A 17,644-nucleotide genomic window follows, 5' to 3' on the forward strand; every position below is an offset into this window, starting at 1 on the left:
CTAACGCTAATATTTCATTCAGCTATTCTTTAAACGCATGGATAAAATCTTTCGTGTGCCCTCGCTTCATGCACTCCAGGCGCTCATTCACGTGGCGGACAGCAGCAGCTTTACCGAGGCTGCCCGGCAGTTGCACCTGACCCAGAGCGCGATCAGCCGCCAGGTTCAGCAGTTGGAGGAGCATTACGGGGTGGCGCTGTTCGACCGCACCAGCCGCAAGGTGGCGCTGACGGAGCACGGCCGTGATGTCTATGCGGTGGCGTGCGAAACGCTGAACGATCTGCGCGCCCTGGCGCAGCGGCTTTCGCCAGCGCCCGTGGACCGGCCGTTTCGCATTCGCATCTTCGTGTCACTGGCGGTGCGCTGGTTGCTGCCGAGGTTGAGCAGCTTTTATGCGCTGAACCCGGCGTTGTGCCTGTCCATCGAAACGGTTAGCGGGGAGGTGGTGGAAACCAGCGGCGATTGCGATGCCTATGTACTGTATTTGCGCGATGGCCTTGATGATCGGCCGCTGACGGTGTTGTTCGATGAGTACCTGGTCCCGGTCTGCGCGCCGCGCCTGAGCGACGGACAGTTACCGCCACGCTCGCTGGAAACGCTGGGTGATCATGCCTTGATCCATGGCTCGACCGCGCGCCACGAGTGGAACCTGTGGTTGCAAGCGCATCAGGATCGCCCCGAGCGCAGTTACAAACACCTGATGTTCAACCTTGACGACCTGGCGTTGGATGCCGCTGCCCGCGGCTTGGGCGTGGCCATGACGGACCAGGTGCTGGCGCACGACGCGCTGGCCCGGGGGGATTTGATCGTGCCGTTTGGCGAGCCGCTGAAGACTGGCGGCGTGTATGCACTGTGGTTGCGCGATAGCGGGGCGGCGCACCCGGCTTGCACGGCGGTGTTGCAGTGGTTTGAGGCGCAGTTGGAGCGGACACGACGAGCTAATTACGGATTGCAGGATCGTCAGGGGTGAAAGCTTATGGCTCTGCATGCACCCATAGTCAGGCTATGTAGGTCATTTCCGAAACACGCTCCGATTCCCTTTATCCCGTTGCACGCTGCACGTTGGGAATTTAGTCTCGCTCTTTCCGCGTCGCGTCGCACAGCACATACCACGCATCAGGATGGCGTTTGTGTGTGTTGATTTGCGTGTGATTTTACGCAATATTGTGTGTTGTCGATTCGGGGGAGCCGCTGCATCTCCTCCCGTCTCCCTTACTCTCTGGAGGCAATGCAGCAAACCGATGGGAGCAAGCATGCGATGGCTGGACTAATGACCAGAGCTGAGCAGGCGGTGTCTGCTACGGCAATGGCTAGAACGTTTGGAGCGCGTTTAAAGGAAGTGACGAGCGGGGATGCAACCCACCTCGTTATTTTCAAGGACAATGAGCCGGCTGCTGTGCTGATAGGTGTTGAGGCCTACCAAGCCATGCAGGACGAGCTCGAAGATCTACGCGCCGAACGGCTGGCTGCCGAGCGCCTACTCAGCCTGAAAGAGGAAAATAGCGTGAGCCTTGAAGACATGGAGGCTCGCTTCAGGTAGGAACGCGATGATCTGGACTGTCAGGTTTCACCCTGAGGTAGAAAATGACCTTCAGCAGCTTGGGCGCGCGGAGGCACAAAGAGTCCTCAGAGTGGTGCGTGAGCGTATCGCAGGAGGCGAGCCTGACAAGCTAGGCAAGCCCCTTAGGGGCGTGCTGGCGGGTTGCCGCAGAATTCGCACAGGCGATGTGCGCATTGTCTATCGAATTAACGGCACCGAGATCGTTTTGGTTCTCTGCATAGGTGCCAGGCGCGACGATGAAGTGTACGAAGCTGCCTACAAACGTGTGTAAACCCTAAGTCCCGCTTCGGCGGGGTTTAGGGTTTCCTGCTTGGGAAATGACAGCCCTCAAACCTCGCAGACAAACGTCCCCGTCCCCTCAAGAATGTTCTGCAGCGTCTCCTTCACCTCGTCCATGTCGCTCAGTTCGCTGGTCAGGATGATCTCCAGCGCTTCATCCCCCCTCAGCGCATCGCGGTCCCCGGCCGCCACTTCGATCAGCAGGCGCTGCGCGCTCAGGGTCACTTTCAGCCCGTCAAGCGTCGACGGCTCGTCATCCAGGGTCAGGTCGACCGTGTCTTCATCCGGATAGCGGGTAAGCAGGAACATCTGACCCTTGTCGCTGTGGCAGCAGAGGGTTGCCATGTTGTCTTCCTCGTCATCGCAAGGGGTGGCGAAGAGCAGGGCGGTCTTGATTTGCATGGACAGGCTCGGGTCAAAGGAAACGGAAGGGAATTCTGACAGTCTTGCACGTATCCATAAACGTAAAGTTACCCCCCCTTGACCGAAATTGTCGCAGCGCTGCAAGCGTTGGTGACTACTCAGTCGTTAAGCTTCGGCGAGCCCTGGGCGTGCTGTGCACGTCCAACGCCTGGTTATAACCGTCCGCCATGCCACGGGTTGGCTATCGTTGATCCGTACACGGCGCACGCGAGCGACGCTTCAATTATTACAAAGCCCAAGCGGAGTACCACAGATGGCGTTTTTCACCGCAGCCAGCAAGGCCGACTTCCAGCATCAACTGCAAGCGGCTCTGGCGCAGCACATCAGCGAACAGGCACTGCCACAAGTGGCGCTGTTCGCCGAACAGTTCTTCGGCATCATCTCTATGGACGAACTCACCCAGCGCAGGCTTTCCGACCTGGCTGGCTGTACCCTTTCTGCCTGGCGCATCATCGAGCGCTTCGACGCCGAACAACCTCAAGTGCGGGTGTACAACCCTGATTACGAACGCAACGGCTGGCAGTCGACCCACACCGTGGTCGAGGTGCTGCACCACGACCTGCCCTTCCTGGTCGACTCGGTGCGCACCGAGCTCAACCGCCGGGGCTACAGCATCCACACCCTGCAAACCACGGTACTGAGCGTACGCCGCGGTGCCAAGGGCGAGCTGCTGGAGCTGCTGCCCAAGGGTACCCACGGCGAAGGCGTGCGCCATGAGTCGCTGATGTACCTGGAGATCGACCGCTGCGCCAACGCCGCTGAACTGACGGTGCTGGCCCGTGAAATCGAACAAGTGCTGGCCGAAGTGCGGGTGGCGGTCGCCGATTTCGAACCGATGAAGGCCAAGCTGCGCGAAGTCGTGGCGCTGGTGGAACAGACTGCGTTCGGCCCGGCGCAGCATGACAAAGGCGAGGTGAAGGCGTTTCTCGAGTGGCTGCTGGACAACCATTTCACCTTCCTCGGCTACGAAGAATTCACCGTCCAGGGCGGCAGCGATGGCGGCCAGATGGTCTACGACGAACAGTCGTTCCTCGGCCTGCCACGGCGCCTGCGCGTGGGGCTGACGCCTGAAGAGCTGCGTATCGAAGATTACGCCGTAGCCTACCTCAACGAGCCGCTGCTGCTGTCCTTCGCCAAGGCCGCGCTGCCCAGCCGCGTGCACCGCCCGGCCTACCCGGACTACGTGTCGATCCGCCAGCTGGACGCGGATGGCAAGGTGGTCAAGGAACACCGCTTCATGGGCTTGTACACCTCCTCGGTGTATGGCGAGAGCGTGCATGCCATCCCGTACATTCGGGTCAAGGTGGCCGAAGTCGAGCGCCGTTCGGGCTTCGACCCCAAGGCCCACTTGGGCAAGGAACTGGCCCAGGTGCTCGAAGTGCTGCCGCGCGACGACCTGTTCCAGACCCCGATCGACGAGCTGTTCAGCACGGTCATGGCCATCGTGCAGATCCAGGAGCGCAACAAGATTCGCGTGTTCCTGCGCAAAGACCCTTACGGCCGCTTCTGCTACTGCCTGGCCTACGTGCCGCGCGAGGTCTACTCCACCGAAGTGCGGCAGAAGATCCAGCAGGTGCTGATGGAGCGCCTCAAAGCCAGCGACTGCGAGTTCTGGACCTTCTTCTCCGAATCGGTACTGGCGCGCGTGCAGCTGATTTTGCGGGTCGACCCGAAGAACCGCATCGACATCGACCCGCAGCAGCTGGAAAACGAAGTGATCCAGGCTTGCCGCTCGTGGCAGGACGATTACTCGACCCTGGTGGTAGAAAACTTCGGCGAAGCCCAAGGCACCAACATCCTGGCCGACTTCCCCAAAGGCTTCCCGGCGGGCTACCGCGAGCGCTTCGCGGCGCACTCGGCCGTGGTCGACCTGCAGCATGTGCTGGGGCTGTCTGAAAGCAAGCCGCTGGCCATGAGCTTCTACCAGCCGCTGACCCAGGTCGGCGAGCGTACCCTGCATTGCAAGCTGTACCACGCCGACACCCCGCTGGCGCTGTCCGATGTCTTGCCGATTCTGGAAAACCTCGGTTTGCGCGTGCTTGGCGAGTTCCCGTATCGCCTGCGCCACGCCAATGGCCGTGAGTACTGGATCCATGACTTCGCCTTCACCTACAGCGAAGGCCTGAGCCTGGATATCCAGCAGCTCAACGACACCCTGCAGGACGCCTTCATCCACATCGTCCGCGGCGATGCCGAGAACGACGCCTTCAACCGCCTGGTGCTGACCGCCGGCCTGCCGTGGCGCGATGTGGCGCTGCTGCGTGCGTATGCCCGTTACCTCAAGCAGATCCGCCTGGGCTTCGACCTGGGCTATATCGCCAGCACCTTGAACAACCACACCGGTATCGCCCGTGAACTGACCCGGTTGTTCAAGACCCGCTTCTACCTGGCGCGCAAACTGACCCAAGACGACCTGGACGACAAGCAGCAGCGTCTGGAGCAGGCGATCTTGGCGGCGCTGGACGATGTTCAGGTGCTCAACGAAGACCGCATCCTGCGTCGCTACCTGGACCTGATCAAGGCCACCCTGCGCACCAACTTCTACCAGCCCGATGCCAACGGCCAGAACAAGTCGTACTTCAGCTTCAAGTTCAACCCCAAGCTGATCCCCGAGCTGCCAAAGCCGGTACCCAAGTTCGAGATCTTCGTTTATTCGCCACGGGTCGAAGGTGTGCACCTGCGCTTCGGCAACGTCGCCCGTGGCGGCCTGCGCTGGTCGGACCGCGAGGAAGACTTCCGCACCGAGGTGCTCGGCCTGGTCAAGGCCCAGCAGGTGAAGAACTCGGTCATCGTGCCAGTCGGCGCCAAAGGCGGCTTCCTGCCGCGCCGCCTGCCCCTGGGTGGCAGCCGTGACGAGATCGCTGCCGAAGGCATTGCCTGCTATCGCATCTTCATTTCTGGCCTGCTCGACATCACCGACAACCTCAAGGACGGGGGCGTGGTGCCGCCGGCCAACGTGGTGCGGCACGATGAAGACGATCCGTACCTGGTGGTGGCCGCCGACAAGGGCACCGCGACGTTCTCGGACATCGCCAACGGCATCGCCATCGACTACGGCTTCTGGCTGGGCGACGCCTTTGCCTCGGGCGGCTCGGCCGGCTATGACCACAAGAAGATGGGCATCACTGCCCGTGGTGCCTGGGTGGGCGTGCAGCGCCACTTCCGCGAGCGCGGCATCAACGTGCAGGAAGACCCGATTACCGTGATCGGCGTCGGCGACATGGCCGGCGACGTGTTCGGCAATGGCTTGCTGATGTCCGACAAACTCAAGCTGGTGGCGGCGTTCAACCACCTGCACATCTTCATCGACCCGAACCCGGAGCCGGCCAACAGCTTCGCCGAGCGCAAGCGCCTGTTCGACCTGCCGCGTTCGGCCTGGAGCGACTACGACACCAGCATCATGTCCGAAGGCGGCGGGATCTTCCCGCGCAGTGCCAAGAGCATTGCCATCAGCCCGCAGATGAAAGAACGCTTTGCCATCGAAGCCGACCGCCTGACCCCGACCGAGCTGCTCAATGCACTGCTCAAGGCGCCAGTCGACCTGCTGTGGAACGGCGGCATCGGCACTTATGTCAAGGCCAGCAGCGAGAGCCACGCCGATGTCGGCGACAAGGCCAACGACGCCCTGCGCGTCAACGGCAACGAGCTGCGCTGCAAGGTGGTGGGCGAGGGCGGCAACCTGGGCATGACCCAGCTTGGCCGCGTCGAGTTCGGCCTCAATGGCGGCGCGACCAACACCGACTTCATCGACAACGCCGGCGGCGTGGACTGCTCGGACCACGAGGTCAATATCAAGATCCTGCTCAATGAAGTGGTGCAGGGTGGCGACATGACCGAGAAGCAGCGCAACCAGCTGCTCGGCAGCATGACCGAAGAAGTCGGCGCGCTGGTGCTGGGCAACAACTACAAGCAGACCCAGGCGTTGTCCCTGGCGGCCCGCCGCGCCCGCGAGCGGATTGCCGAATACAAGCGCCTGATGGCGGACCTGGAAGGGCGTGGCAAGCTCGACCGTGCCATCGAGTTCCTGCCGTCCGAAGAGCAACTGGCCGAGCGCCTGGCGGCTGGCCAGGGCCTGACCCGTGCCGAGCTGTCAGTGCTGATCTCGTACAGCAAGATCGACCTCAAGGAGCAACTGCTGAAGTCGCTGGTGCCGGACGACGATTACCTGACCCGCGACATGGAGACCGCGTTCCCGCCGTCACTGGTCAGCAAGTTTGCCGAGTCCATGCGCCGTCATCGCCTGAAACGCGAGATCGTCAGCACCCAGATCGCCAACGACCTGGTCAACAACATGGGCATCACCTTCGTCCAGCGCCTGAAGGAATCGACCGGCATGAGCCCGGCCAACGTGGCGGGCGCCTATGTGATCGTGCGCGACATCTTCCACCTGCCGCACTGGTTCCGTCAGATCGAAGCGCTGGACTATCAGGTGCCGGCCGAAATCCAGCTGACCCTGATGGACGAGTTGATGCGCCTGGGCCGCCGTGCCACGCGCTGGTTCCTGCGCAGCCGCCGCAACGAGCAGGATGCCGGGCGTGATACCGCGCATTTCGGGCCGAAAATCGCGCAACTGGGGCTCAAGCTCGACGAACTGCTGGAAGGCCCGACCCGCGAGCGCTGGATGGTGCGCTACCAGGGCTTCGTCGACGCCGGTGTGCCGGAGCTGCTGGCGCGCATGGTGGCCGGTACCAGCCACCTGTACACCTTGTTGCCGATCATCGAGGCGGCGGATGTGACCGGCCATGACCCGGCGCAGGTGGCCAAGGCGTTCTTCGCCGTGGGCAGCTCGCTAGACCTGACCTGGTACCTGCAGGAGATCAGCAACCTGCCGGTGGAAAACAACTGGCAGGCCTTGGCCCGCGAGGCGTTCCGCGACGATATCGACCTGCAGCAGCGGGCGATCACCATTTCTGTGCTGCAAATGGTCGATGCACCGCAGGACATGGATGCCCGTGTGGCGCTGTGGGCCGAGCAGCACCGGGTGATGGTCGAGCGCTGGCGCGCGATGCTGGATGACCTGCGCAATGCCACCGGGACTGACTATGCGATGTACGCGGTGGCCAACCGCGAGCTGGTCGACCTGGCCATGAGCGGGCAGGCGGTGGTGGTGCCGTCCTTGATCGGTGGTCTGAAATGAAAAAGCCCCGGCAGCGATGCCGGGGCTTTCTATTTGTAATTGTCCCACCTAGCAGGTGATCGCGGTCCCTGTAGGAGCGGCCTTGTGTCGCGAAAGGGCCGCATAGCGGCCCCGGCAATATCAGCCTGATGCGCAAATCGTGGGGGCGCTTCGCACCCCTTTCGCGACACAAGGCCGCTCCTACAGGCTTACTTGAACCGCCGCTCCACGCCTTTCTCCACCAGAATCTTTGCCGAAATCTCTTCCACCGAAAAATGCGTGGAATTGATATTGGGAATGTTCTCCCGCCGGAACAGGCTCTCTACCTCGCGCACCTCGAACTCGCACTGGGCAAAGCTGGAATAGCGGCTGTTGGGCTTGCGCTCGTGGCGGATGGCCGTCAGGCGGTCCGGGTCGATGGTCAGGCCAAACAGCTTGCTGTGGTGCTTTTTCAGCACCGCCGGCAGTTGCAGACGCTCCATGTCATCTTCGGTCAGCGGGTAGTTGGCCGCACGAATACCGAATTGCATGGCCATGTACAGGCAGGTTGGCGTCTTGCCGCAGCGCGAGACGCCGACCAGAATCAGGTCGGCCTTGTCGTAGTAGTGCGTGCGCGCGCCATCATCGTTGTCCAGGGCGAAGTTGACCGCCTCGATACGCTCCATGTAGTTGGAGTTGCCGCCAATCGAGTGGGATTTGCCGACGGAATACGACGAATGGGCGGTCAATTCTTGCTCGAGCGGGGATAAAAACGACGAAAAGATGTCGATCATGAAGCCATTCGAGGTCGCCAGGATCTCGCGGATGTCCTGATTGACGATGGTGTCGAAGATGATCGGGCGCACACCATCGCGCTCGGCGGCAGCGTTGATTTGCTGCACCATGGTGCGCGCTTTGTCCGGCGTATCGATGTAGGGACGGGTGAATTTGTTGAACGGAATGCTTTCGAATTGAGCGAGCAAGCTTTGCCCCAGGGTCTCGGCGGTGATGCCGGTGCCGTCGGAGATGAAGAACGCGGTTCTTTTCATTTGCACCCTGGGCCTTAAGCTGATGACGTTTCTTGGATATGATAAGTTCGGTTTGCCGAATGCGGCTGTCGGCATTCTCACTTATTTTCCAGGTACAGGCCACAAACGCCCGGCCAAGTCAAAGCAGACAGGCGGGCGCCTTTGAGCTTTTCCAACACAGTTAGTGGAGAGATCACCTTGGTAGAGTACGTAGTTTCCCTCGATAAGCTCGGCGTCCATGATGTGGAGCATGTGGGGGGCAAGAACGCATCCCTGGGCGAGATGATCAGCAACCTTGCGGGTGCTGGTGTATCGGTGCCGGGCGGCTTTGCCACTACGGCGCAGGCGTACCGCGATTTTCTCGAACAGAGTGGTCTCAACGACCGGATCCATGCCGCACTCGATGCGCTGGACGTGGATGACATCAACGCCCTGACCAAAACCGGCGCGCAGATTCGCCAGTGGGTCATGGAAGCTGAATTCCCGGCGCGTCTGGATGCGGAAATCCGTACGGCCTTCGCCGAAATGGCCGCTGGCAACGACAACATGGCCGTTGCCGTGCGTTCTTCGGCCACCGCCGAAGACCTGCCGGACGCCTCGTTTGCCGGTCAGCAAGAAACCTTCCTCAACATCCGCGGCGTCGACAACGTGATCCGCGCGGCCAAGGAAGTGTTCGCCTCGCTGTTCAACGACCGCGCCATTGCCTACCGCGTGCACCAGGGCTTCGACCACAAGCTGGTGGCCCTGTCGGCCGGCGTGCAGCGCATGGTCCGCTCCGAGACCGGCACCGCCGGTGTGATGTTCACCCTCGACACCGAGTCGGGCTTCCGCGACGTGGTGTTCATCACCGGCGCCTATGGCCTGGGTGAAACCGTCGTGCAGGGTGCGGTCAACCCTGACGAGTTCTACGTACACAAGCAAACCTTGCAGGCCGGCCGCCCGGCCATTCTGCGCCGCAACTTGGGCAGCAAGGCGATCAAGATGATCTACGGCGACGAGGCCAAGGCCGGTCGTTCGGTCAAGACCGTCGAAGTCGACCGCGCCGAACGCGCCCGCTTCTGCCTGAGCGACGCCGAAGTCAACGAACTGGCCAAGCAGGCCATGATCATCGAGCAGCACTATCAGCGCCCGATGGACATCGAGTGGGCCAAAGACGGTGACGACGGCAAGCTGTACATCGTTCAGGCCCGCCCTGAAACAGTAAAAAGCCGTTCCAGCGCCAATGTCATGGAACGCTACCTGCTCAAAGAGAAAGGCACCGTACTGGTCGAAGGCCGCGCCATCGGCCAGCGCATCGGCGCCGGCAAGGTCCGCGTGATCAACGACGTGTCGGAAATGGACAAGGTCCAGCCGGGCGACGTGCTGGTCTCCGACATGACCGACCCGGACTGGGAACCGGTCATGAAGCGCGCCAGCGCCATCGTCACCAACCGTGGCGGGCGTACCTGCCACGCGGCGATCATTGCCCGTGAGCTGGGTATTCCGGCCGTTGTCGGTTGCGGAAACGCCACCCAACTGCTCAAGGACGGCCAGGGCGTGACTGTCTCCTGCGCCGAAGGCGACACCGGCTTCATCTTCGAAGGCGAGCTGGGCTTCGACATCAAGCAGAACTCGGTCGACGCCATGCCGGACCTGCCGTTCAAGATCATGATGAACGTCGGCAACCCGGACCGTGCCTTCGACTTCGCCCAGCTGCCCAACGCCGGTGTCGGCCTGGCGCGCCTGGAGTTCATCATCAACCGCATGATCGGCGTGCACCCCAAGGCGCTGCTGAACTATGCCGGCCTGCCGGCAGAGCTCAAGGACAGCGTCGACAAGCGCATCGCCGGTTACGACGACCCGGTCGGCTTCTATGTCGAGAAGCTGGTCGAAGGCATCAGCACCCTGGCGGCAGCCTTCTACCCGAAGAAGGTCATCGTGCGCCTGTCGGACTTCAAGTCCAACGAATACGCCAACCTGATCGGCGGCAAGCTGTACGAGCCGGAAGAAGAAAACCCGATGCTGGGCTTCCGTGGCGCTTCGCGTTACATCAGCGAATCGTTCCGTGACTGCTTCGAGCTCGAATGCCGCGCGCTTAAGCGCGTGCGCAACGAAATGGGCCTGACCAACGTCGAAATCATGGTGCCGTTCGTGCGCACCTTGGGCGAAGCCAGCCAGGTCATCGACCTGTTGGCCGAAAACGGCCTGGCCCGCGGCGACAATGGCCTGCGCGTGATCATGATGTGCGAGCTGCCGTCCAACGCGATTCTGGCCGAAGAGTTCCTGGAATACTTCGACGGCTTCTCGATCGGCTCCAACGACCTGACCCAGCTGACCCTGGGCCTGGACCGTGACTCGGGTATCATTGCGCACCTGTTCGATGAGCGTAACCCTGCCGTCAAGAAGCTGCTGGCCAACGCCATCCAGGCGTGCAACAAGGCCGGCAAGTACATCGGCATCTGCGGCCAGGGCCCATCGGACCACCCAGACCTGGCCAAATGGCTGATGGAGCAGGGCATCGAAAGCGTGTCGCTGAACCCGGACTCGGTGCTCGAGACTTGGTTCTTCCTGGCCGAGGGCCAGGGCGCAGCCTGATGCAGTGAATTGCGGGGGCGCGTCTGGCGCGCTCCCGCCTGGTTTTATCCAGGGCGAGTTCCAGTAATGGTTCCCGCCCTTTTTTGTGCACCAAGCAACCTTATGCATAGCAGCAGCACTTTATTTCCCGTGGCCTTGCTCAGCGCAGAGCGCCGAGGCGACCTGAGCGAGGATGTGTACCGGATCAAGGCTGGCAACAGCCCCGACCCGAGCGTCGAGCTGGCCGTGACCCGCCTTGGGTTGGCTGACCAGCCAGGCGCCCAGGGCGTACCGGTCATTCTTCTGCACGGCAGTTTCTCCAACCGCCGCTTCTGGTATTCGCCCAAAGGCATCGGCCTGGGTGCGTTTCTCGCCCGCGCAGGTTTTGATGTGTGGATCCCAGAAATGCGTGGCCATGGCCTGTCGCCGCGCAATCGCCAGTGGCAGCACAACCGTGTCGCCGACTATGCCCGCGATGACTTGCCCTTGATTGCTGCATTCGTTCAGGAGCAGGCCGGCCAGGCGCCGCACTGGGTTGGCCATTCCCTGGGCGGTACCACCCTGGCCGCCGCACTGGGTGGCGGGTATTTGCCACCTGAGCAAGTTGCCAGCGCGGCGTTCTTCGGCACCCAGGTCAGCCGCGTGTACTGGCCCTTGAAAGTGCCGCCGGTAGTATGGGGGGCGAAGTTTTTGCTCAAGCGCTGGCGGCAGATTCCGGGGCAGCGCTTAAAGCGTGGCCCCGAGGACGAGCCGATCGGCCTGGCCCTCGAAAGCATGCGCTGGCATGGCCTGTTCGGGCGCTTTGGCGACAAGGACAATGATTGGTGGGTTGGGCTTGCGCGGGTCGATGTGCCGGTGCTGGCCGTGGCCGGCGCTGGCGACTTCCAGGACCCTGTATGGGCTTGCCGCAAGCTGTTCGAGCAGTTGGGCGGGGCGCGCAAGCAGTTTCTGCGGCTGGGGCGCGAGGAAGGTTTCGAGGCGTTCGGGCATGTCGACATGCTGGTCAGCAAGGCGGCCCAGGCTCAGGTCTGGCCGTTGGTGGAGCGCTGGTTGAGGGACCCCTTGGTGCCCGTGCATGCTTCGATTGTGATGGCGGAGCCTGTGTTGGCCAGCTGATTCTGTGCGGCCTTTACTGGCCCTTTCGCGGGCAAGCCCGCTCCCACAGGATCACCGCAGCTCCTAGGCCAGTGGTATTCCTGTAGGCGCGGGCTTGCCCGCGAAAGGGCCGGTACAGGCACAAGCTGACCACTCAGTCCTGGATGACTGCGACAGCCTCTCCGGTGTAGCCTTGGCCCACACCCGCTTTCGTTGTGACTGACAGGAGCTTCCCATGCAGCATTACGTAACGCCCGACCTCTGCGACGCCTACCCTGACCTGGTCCAGGTGCTCGAACCCATGTTCAGCAACTTCGGCGGCCGCGATTCGTTCGGCGGCCAAATCGTCACCCTCAAATGCTTCGAAGACAACTCGCTGGTCAAGGAGCAGGTCGATCTCGACGGCAAGGGCAAGGTGCTGGTGGTCGACGGCGGCGGTTCGCTGCGCTGTGCGCTGCTGGGCGACATGCTGGCCGAGAAGGCTGCCAAAAATGGCTGGGAAGGCTTGGTGATCTACGGCTGCGTACGCGACGTGGACATCCTGATCCAGACCGACGTCGGCGTGCAGGCCCTGGCCAGCCACCCGAAGAAGAGCAACAAGCGCGGCATCGGCGAGCTCGGCGTGCCAGTGACCTTCGCCGGCGTGACCTTCCGCTCGGGTGAATACGTATATGCCGACAACAATGGCGTGCTGGTCTCGCCAAGCCCGCTGAAAATGCCGGAGTGATGCGCCGCACGCGCTGATGGAGCTTTGATGTTCGAGGAAGACAACGCGCAGTGGGGGCTGGTGCATGCCCTGGTGCTCGATGGCAAAGGCGGCGCGCGCTCAATTGCCCGTACCGAACTGGACGACCTGCAACTGCACCCCCAGGAAAGCCTCTGGCTGCACTGGGACCGCAGCCACCCGCAAACCCGTACCTGGCTGCTGCGCGACAGCGGCCTGAGCGAGTTTGCCTGCGATTTGCTGCTGGAAGAAAACACCCGGCCGCGCTTGCTGCCGCTGGTGGATGAACAGTTGTTGCTGTTTTTGCGCGGGGTCAACCTCAACCCGGGCGCCGAGCCTGAAGACATGGTTTCGGTACGCATTTTCGCCGAGGCGCAGCGGGTCATCTCGCTGCGCCTGCGGCCGCTGCGGGCCAGCGACGAAATTCTGCGGTTGCTCAGCGAGGGCAGGGGGCCTAAGTCGGCTTCCGAGTTGTTGCTGTTGATGGGGGAACTGCTGACCGAAAAGGTCCAGGGCCTGGTCAGCGACCTGTCCGAACTGGTCGATCTCGAAGAAGAAAAGGTCGAATCCGACGAACGGTACACTCCAGAGCAGGGCAGCCTGCAGCAGATCCGCCGTCGGGCCGCTGGCCTGCGGCGTTTTCTGGCGCCGCAGCGTGAAATCTACGCCCAGCTGTCACGCAGCAAGTGGAGCTGGTTTGCCGATGCCGATGCCGACTACTGGAACGAGTTGAACAACAGCCTGATCCGCTACCTCGAAGAGCTCGAGCTGACCCGCGAGCGGGCCGCGCTGGTGCTTGAGAGCGAGGACCGGCGCCGCAGCGAGCGGATGAACCGGACCATGTACCGCTTCGGCATCATCACCTGTATTTTCCTGCCCATGAGCTTCGTCACCGGGCTGCTCGGCATCAACGTCGGCGGTATTCCGGGGTCGAACAGCCCGTATGGCTTCCTGTTCGCCAGCCTGCTGGTGCTGGGCTTGGCGGTGGGGCAGTGGTGGCTGTTCCGGCGGTTGCGGTGGGTGTGAATGGCTATTGACCTGTACTGTGTGACCCATCGCTGTGCCATCTCGTCTCTTGCTGATACTGCGCGAGGTGCCCATGCACGATCCGTTTGAAGAATCCCTGCGCGACCTGCTCAAGGCGTCACCGTCCGGCCAGGACCGAGATGACGCCGCCTGCTTGGGTCGTGTGCTGAAAACCGCCAACCGCCAGGTCGGTGCGGGTGATCTGTTCAGCCTGCTTGGCCGTTGGAGCCAGGCGCTGCTGATTGCCGTCAACAATGGCTCGGCGCATGTTGCGCCCGTGCGTAGAAACTCTACCCGCAACGCTGCCAGCGGCAGCAAAGCAGATAAGGCCGATTGAATATGGAACTGGATCTCTGGACCCAAAGCCTGGTCACTGCCATGACGGCCCTTTGGACCAAGGTGGCGAACTTCATCCCTAACCTGTTCGGCGCGCTGGTGGTGGTGCTGCTCGGTTTCGTGGTGGCCAAGCTGCTCGATGCGCTGCTCTCCAAATTGCTCGCCAAGCTTGGCCTGGACCGCCTGATGGCCGGCACCGGGCTGACCAAGATGTTGAGCCGGGGTGGCATTCAGATGCCGATATCGACCCTGATCGGCAAGATCGTCTACTGGTTCGTGTTGCTGATCTTCCTCGTCTCGGCCGCTGAATCGCTGGGCCTTGAGCGGGTGTCGGCGACCCTCGACATGCTTGCCCTGTACCTGCCTAAGGTGTTCGGCGCGGCGTTGGTGTTGCTGGCCGGCGTGCTGCTGGCGCAGGTGGCTAATGGCCTGGTGCGCGGTGCAGCCGAAGGCATTGGCCTTGAGTATTCCGCCGGTATTGGGCGTATCACCCAAGGCCTGGTGATCATCATCAGCATCTCGGTGGCCATCAGCCAGCTCGAGGTCAAGACCGACCTGCTGAACCACGTGATCGTCATCGGGCTGATTACCGTTGGTCTGGCCGTTGCCTTGGCCATGGGCCTCGGCAGCCGCGAAATCGCTGGGCAAATTCTGGCCGGCATCTACGTGCGCGAGCTGTACCAAGTCGGCCAGCAGGTGCGGATTGGAGAGGTCGAAGGGCATATCGAGGAAATCGGCACGGTGAAGACGACGCTGTTGACCGATGATGGCGAACTGGTGTCGCTGTCTAACCGCGTGTTGCTTGAGCAGCGTGTCAATAGCCGCTAACCGCACAAAAGCTGTTAATGTATGCCGCCGCGAAATCGACCCCACGGGGTCGAGCGGCGACATTGACCTGACTGTCGGCCAGATCCGTTTTGAATAAAGTTCATTCGCCGCCCATGCGTTATGACCCCCGCGAGCTCACCGACGAAGAGTTGGTGGCGCGTTCGCATGAGGAGCTGTACCACGTTACCCGCGCCTATGAGGAGCTCATGCGGCGCTACCAGCGGACCCTGTTCAACGTCTGTGCACGTTATTTGGGGAACGACCGGGATGCCGACGATGTCTGTCAGGAAGTGATGCTGAAAGTGCTGTACGGGCTGAAGAACTTCGAAGGTAAATCGAAGTTCAAAACCTGGCTCTACAGCATCACCTACAACGAGTGCATTACCCAGTACCGCAAGGAGCGACGCAAACGTCGGTTGATGGATGCCTTGAGTCTGGACCCTATTGAAGAGGCGTCCGAAGACAAGGCACCCAAACCCGAAGAAAAAGGCGGGCTGGACAAATGGCTCGTGCATGTGAACCCGATCGATCGGGAAATCCTGGTGCTGCGATTTGTCGCAGAGCTGGAATTTCAGGAAATCGCGGATATCATGCACATGGGCCTGAGCGCGACGAAAATGCGTTACAAGCGCGCGCTAGACAAGCTTCGAGAGAAATTTCACGGGCTGGATGAAACTTAAGCGCGTGCAATAATCTCTAACGAATCGGCGAGTTCTGCTAGACTAGCCGTCGAGTTGTCCCCCTTGTTGTTGGTGGGACTGCTTAACTATCACCAGATGGGGATTTAACGGATGAAATTGAAAAACACCTTGGGCTTGGCCATTGGCTCGCTCGTAGCCGCTACTTCGTTCGGCGTTCTGGCTCAAGGCCAAGGCGCAGTCGAAATCGAAGGTAACGTTACCAAGCAGTACTACGACAGCGAGCGTAACTTCAAGAACGACGGCACCAATCCTGGTGTTCGCCTCGGTTACTTCCTGACCGACGACGTCTCCCTGGACCTGGGCTACAACGAGACTCACAACGCTCGTGGTGAAGTCTTCAACAAAGACATCAAAGGTTCGAAAGCCAAGCTCGACGCTACCTACCACTTCGGTACCGTAGGCGATGCTCTGCGTCCGTACGTTTCCGCTGGTTTCGCTCACGAGAGCCTGGGCCAAGCTACCCGTAGCGGCCGCGACCACTCCACCTTCGCCAACGTTGGCGCTGGCGCCAAGTGGTACATCACCGACATGTTCTTCGCCCGTGCTGGCGTTGAAGCCATGTACAACATCGACAACGGCAACACCGAGTGGGGCCCATCCGTTGGTGTTGGTCTGAACTTCGGTGGCAGCGGTGGCAAAGTTGCTCCAGCTCCGGCTCCAGTAGCTGAAGTCTGCTCCGACAGCGACAACGACGGCGTGTGCGACAACGTCGACAAGTGCCCAGACACCCCGGCCAACGTTACCGTTGACGCCGACGGCTGCCCGGCTGTTGCCGAAGTCGTTCGTGTTGAGCTGGACGTCAAGTTCGACTTCGACAAGTCGGTCGTCAAGCCAAACAGCTACGGCGACATCAAGAACCTGGCTGACTTCATGAAGCAGTACCCACAAACCACCACCGTGGTTGAAGGTCACACTGACTCCGTAGGTCCAGACGCTTACAACCAGAAGCTGTCCGAGCGTCGTGCCAACGCTGTTAAGCAAGTCCTGACCCAGCAGTACGGCGTAGAATCGAGCCGTGTTGACTCGGTTGGCTACGGTGAGACCCGTCCGGTTGCTGACAACGCCACCGAAGAAGGTCGCGCTGTTAACCGTCGCGTTGAAGCGCAAGTAGAAGCCCAAGCCAAGTAATTGGTTCGATGCTTCATGAAAAACCCGGCCTCGGCCGGGTTTTTCTTTGCCTGCGATTTCATGGGTGCTGGCTTGCCAGCGAAGAGGCCAGCACAAGCAACACGCCGCTAGCCAGCGGCTGACCATTCCGTCAGCTGTGCCTGAGCAACCCCAACCACCTCGCCAATCACCAGAATTGCCGGGCTGCAGAGCCCGAATGCCCGCGCATCGTCAACCATCCCCTGCACATCACTGCGGCACTCACGCTGCTGCGGCAGTGACGCATTCTCGATCATCGCCACCGGCATATGGGGCGCCATGCCACCGTGCAGCAGCCCTTGGCGAATCTGCTCCAGCCGCGCTACACCCATGTACACCACCAGCGTCGTACCACCCTGCGCCAGCGCCGCCCAGTTCAGGTCGCTGTCATCCTGGGTATGTGCGGTTACCAGCGTCACACCGCGGCTCACCCCGCGAGACGTCAGTGATATGCCGCATTGCGTCGCCCCCGCCAGGCCTGCCGTGATGCCGTTGACCAGCTCGACCTCGATGCCATGGCCTTGCAGCCAGGCGGCTTCTTCGCCACCCCGGCCGAAGATGCACGGGTCGCCGCCCTTGAGGCGTACCACGCAGCGCCCCTGGCGCGCATGGCGCAACATCAGGCGCTGGATGAAGGCCTGCGGCGTGGAGCGGCAGCCACCGCGCTTGCCCACGGCAATCACCCGTGCCTGTGGGCAATGCTCCAGCACGGCGGGGTTCACCAGGTCGTCGATCATCACCACCTGGGCGTGCTGCAGTGCACGCACGGCCTTGAGGGTCAGCAGTTCGGGGTCACCAGGGCCAGCACCGACCAGCCAGACTTTTGCATTCATCAACGTTTCCTCATCG

15 protein-coding genes are annotated in these 17,644 nt (G+C 61.6%); 12 read left to right on the forward strand and 3 right to left on the reverse strand.

The window, feature by feature from the left end:
* Positions 1 to 37 precede the first annotated feature (37 nt).
* The 3 genes from GIB19_RS18055 (at position 38) to GIB19_RS18065 (ending at position 1,832) form a co-directional block, all read left to right on the forward strand.
* Positions 38 to 970 carry a LysR substrate-binding domain-containing protein gene (locus GIB19_RS18055; protein WP_274887414.1) on the forward strand — a complete coding sequence of 311 codons (933 nt, stop codon included), beginning with the start codon at positions 38 to 40 and terminating at the stop codon, positions 968 to 970.
* Positions 971 to 1,306: 336 nt separating this feature from the next.
* Positions 1,307 to 1,540 (forward strand): type II toxin-antitoxin system Phd/YefM family antitoxin, encoded by a 234-nt coding sequence (locus tag GIB19_RS18060; RefSeq protein ID WP_027596682.1) that lies wholly within the window; start codon positions 1,307 to 1,309, stop codon positions 1,538 to 1,540.
* Between the two features lie 7 nt (positions 1,541 to 1,547).
* On the forward strand, positions 1,548 to 1,832 hold the full coding sequence (locus tag GIB19_RS18065) for a type II toxin-antitoxin system RelE family toxin (RefSeq protein ID WP_274887415.1): 285 nt from the start codon (positions 1,548 to 1,550) through the stop codon (positions 1,830 to 1,832).
* 56 nt (positions 1,833 to 1,888) lie between these two features.
* On the opposite strand, the gene GIB19_RS18070 is transcribed toward GIB19_RS18065, so the two are convergent.
* Positions 1,889 to 2,242, reverse strand: a complete 354-nt coding sequence (locus GIB19_RS18070) for a hypothetical protein (protein WP_274887417.1) — start codon at positions 2,240 to 2,242, stop codon at positions 1,889 to 1,891.
* A gap of 274 nt (positions 2,243 to 2,516) precedes the next feature.
* On the opposite strand from GIB19_RS18070, the gene GIB19_RS18075 reads away from it, so the two are divergent.
* Complete coding sequence (locus GIB19_RS18075; protein WP_274887418.1) at positions 2,517 to 7,400, forward strand: NAD-glutamate dehydrogenase; 4,884 nt, start codon at positions 2,517 to 2,519, stop codon at positions 7,398 to 7,400.
* 188 nt (positions 7,401 to 7,588) lie between these two features.
* Here the strand turns inward: GIB19_RS18075 and ppsR are convergent, their stop codons facing one another.
* Positions 7,589 to 8,407 carry a posphoenolpyruvate synthetase regulatory kinase/phosphorylase PpsR gene (gene ppsR, locus GIB19_RS18080; RefSeq protein WP_027596678.1) on the reverse strand — a complete coding sequence of 273 codons (819 nt, stop codon included), beginning with the start codon at positions 8,405 to 8,407 and terminating at the stop codon, positions 7,589 to 7,591.
* A gap of 177 nt (positions 8,408 to 8,584) precedes the next feature.
* Between ppsR and ppsA the strand changes: the two genes are divergently transcribed.
* The 8 genes from ppsA to GIB19_RS18120 all read left to right on the forward strand — a co-directional run bounded on the left by ppsA (position 8,585) and on the right by GIB19_RS18120 (position 16,777).
* Positions 8,585 to 10,960, forward strand: a complete 2,376-nt coding sequence (ppsA, locus tag GIB19_RS18085) for a phosphoenolpyruvate synthase (protein WP_265969985.1) — start codon at positions 8,585 to 8,587, stop codon at positions 10,958 to 10,960.
* 102 nt (positions 10,961 to 11,062) lie between these two features.
* Positions 11,063 to 12,055, forward strand: a complete 993-nt coding sequence (locus tag GIB19_RS18090; RefSeq protein ID WP_274887420.1) for an alpha/beta fold hydrolase — start codon at positions 11,063 to 11,065, stop codon at positions 12,053 to 12,055.
* Positions 12,056 to 12,269: 214 nt separating this feature from the next.
* Positions 12,270 to 12,761, forward strand: a complete 492-nt coding sequence (rraA, locus tag GIB19_RS18095; protein ID WP_274887421.1) for a ribonuclease E activity regulator RraA — start codon at positions 12,270 to 12,272, stop codon at positions 12,759 to 12,761.
* A gap of 27 nt (positions 12,762 to 12,788) precedes the next feature.
* Positions 12,789 to 13,784 (forward strand): zinc transporter ZntB, encoded by a 996-nt coding sequence (locus GIB19_RS18100; RefSeq protein WP_274887422.1) that lies wholly within the window; start codon positions 12,789 to 12,791, stop codon positions 13,782 to 13,784.
* Between the two features lie 73 nt (positions 13,785 to 13,857).
* Entirely contained in the window at positions 13,858 to 14,121 is a 264-nt protein-coding gene (locus GIB19_RS18105) for a hypothetical protein (protein WP_027596673.1), read from the forward strand.
* A gap of 2 nt (positions 14,122 to 14,123) precedes the next feature.
* Positions 14,124 to 14,948 carry a mechanosensitive ion channel family protein gene (locus GIB19_RS18110; RefSeq protein ID WP_274887423.1) on the forward strand — a complete coding sequence of 275 codons (825 nt, stop codon included), beginning with the start codon at positions 14,124 to 14,126 and terminating at the stop codon, positions 14,946 to 14,948.
* Positions 14,949 to 15,061: 113 nt separating this feature from the next.
* A complete protein-coding gene (sigX, locus tag GIB19_RS18115; RefSeq protein WP_033694384.1) occupies positions 15,062 to 15,628 on the forward strand; it encodes an RNA polymerase sigma factor SigX in 567 nt (188 codons plus the stop codon).
* 111 nt (positions 15,629 to 15,739) lie between these two features.
* On the forward strand, positions 15,740 to 16,777 hold the full coding sequence (locus tag GIB19_RS18120) for an OmpA family protein (protein WP_027596670.1): 1,038 nt from the start codon (positions 15,740 to 15,742) through the stop codon (positions 16,775 to 16,777).
* A gap of 107 nt (positions 16,778 to 16,884) precedes the next feature.
* On the opposite strand, the gene cobA is transcribed toward GIB19_RS18120, so the two are convergent.
* Positions 16,885 to 17,628, reverse strand: a complete 744-nt coding sequence (gene cobA, locus GIB19_RS18125; RefSeq protein ID WP_274887424.1) for a uroporphyrinogen-III C-methyltransferase — start codon at positions 17,626 to 17,628, stop codon at positions 16,885 to 16,887.
* Positions 17,629 to 17,644 lie beyond the last annotated feature (16 nt).

Source organism: Pseudomonas sp. ITEM 17296 (assembly GCF_028895205.1).
Classification (GTDB): Bacteria; Pseudomonadota; Gammaproteobacteria; order Pseudomonadales; family Pseudomonadaceae; genus Aquipseudomonas; species Aquipseudomonas kermanshahensis.

What these genes read in the sequence shown, in the direction of transcription:
- GIB19_RS18100 (WP_274887422.1), top strand. Translation starts at nt 12,789, where the DNA reads ATGTTCGAGGAAGACAACGCGCAGTGGGGGCTGGTGCATGCCCTGGTG.
- sigX (WP_033694384.1), top strand. Translation starts at nt 15,062, where the DNA reads ATGCGTTATGACCCCCGCGAGCTCACCGACGAAGAGTTGGTGGCGCGT.
- GIB19_RS18090 (WP_274887420.1), top strand. Translation starts at nt 11,063, where the DNA reads ATGCATAGCAGCAGCACTTTATTTCCCGTGGCCTTGCTCAGCGCAGAG.
- GIB19_RS18055 (WP_274887414.1), top strand. Translation starts at nt 38, where the DNA reads ATGGATAAAATCTTTCGTGTGCCCTCGCTTCATGCACTCCAGGCGCTC.
- GIB19_RS18070 (WP_274887417.1), bottom strand. Translation starts at nt 2,242, where the DNA reads ATGCAAATCAAGACCGCCCTGCTCTTCGCCACCCCTTGCGATGACGAG.
- GIB19_RS18060 (WP_027596682.1), top strand. Translation starts at nt 1,307, where the DNA reads ATGGCTAGAACGTTTGGAGCGCGTTTAAAGGAAGTGACGAGCGGGGAT.
- GIB19_RS18075 (WP_274887418.1), top strand. Translation starts at nt 2,517, where the DNA reads ATGGCGTTTTTCACCGCAGCCAGCAAGGCCGACTTCCAGCATCAACTG.
- cobA (WP_274887424.1), bottom strand. Translation starts at nt 17,628, where the DNA reads ATGAATGCAAAAGTCTGGCTGGTCGGTGCTGGCCCTGGTGACCCCGAA.
- GIB19_RS18120 (WP_027596670.1), top strand. Translation starts at nt 15,740, where the DNA reads ATGAAATTGAAAAACACCTTGGGCTTGGCCATTGGCTCGCTCGTAGCC.
- ppsR (WP_027596678.1), bottom strand. Translation starts at nt 8,407, where the DNA reads ATGAAAAGAACCGCGTTCTTCATCTCCGACGGCACCGGCATCACCGCC.
- rraA (WP_274887421.1), top strand. Translation starts at nt 12,270, where the DNA reads ATGCAGCATTACGTAACGCCCGACCTCTGCGACGCCTACCCTGACCTG.
- GIB19_RS18110 (WP_274887423.1), top strand. Translation starts at nt 14,124, where the DNA reads ATGGAACTGGATCTCTGGACCCAAAGCCTGGTCACTGCCATGACGGCC.
- GIB19_RS18065 (WP_274887415.1), top strand. Translation starts at nt 1,548, where the DNA reads ATGATCTGGACTGTCAGGTTTCACCCTGAGGTAGAAAATGACCTTCAG.
- GIB19_RS18105 (WP_027596673.1), top strand. Translation starts at nt 13,858, where the DNA reads ATGCACGATCCGTTTGAAGAATCCCTGCGCGACCTGCTCAAGGCGTCA.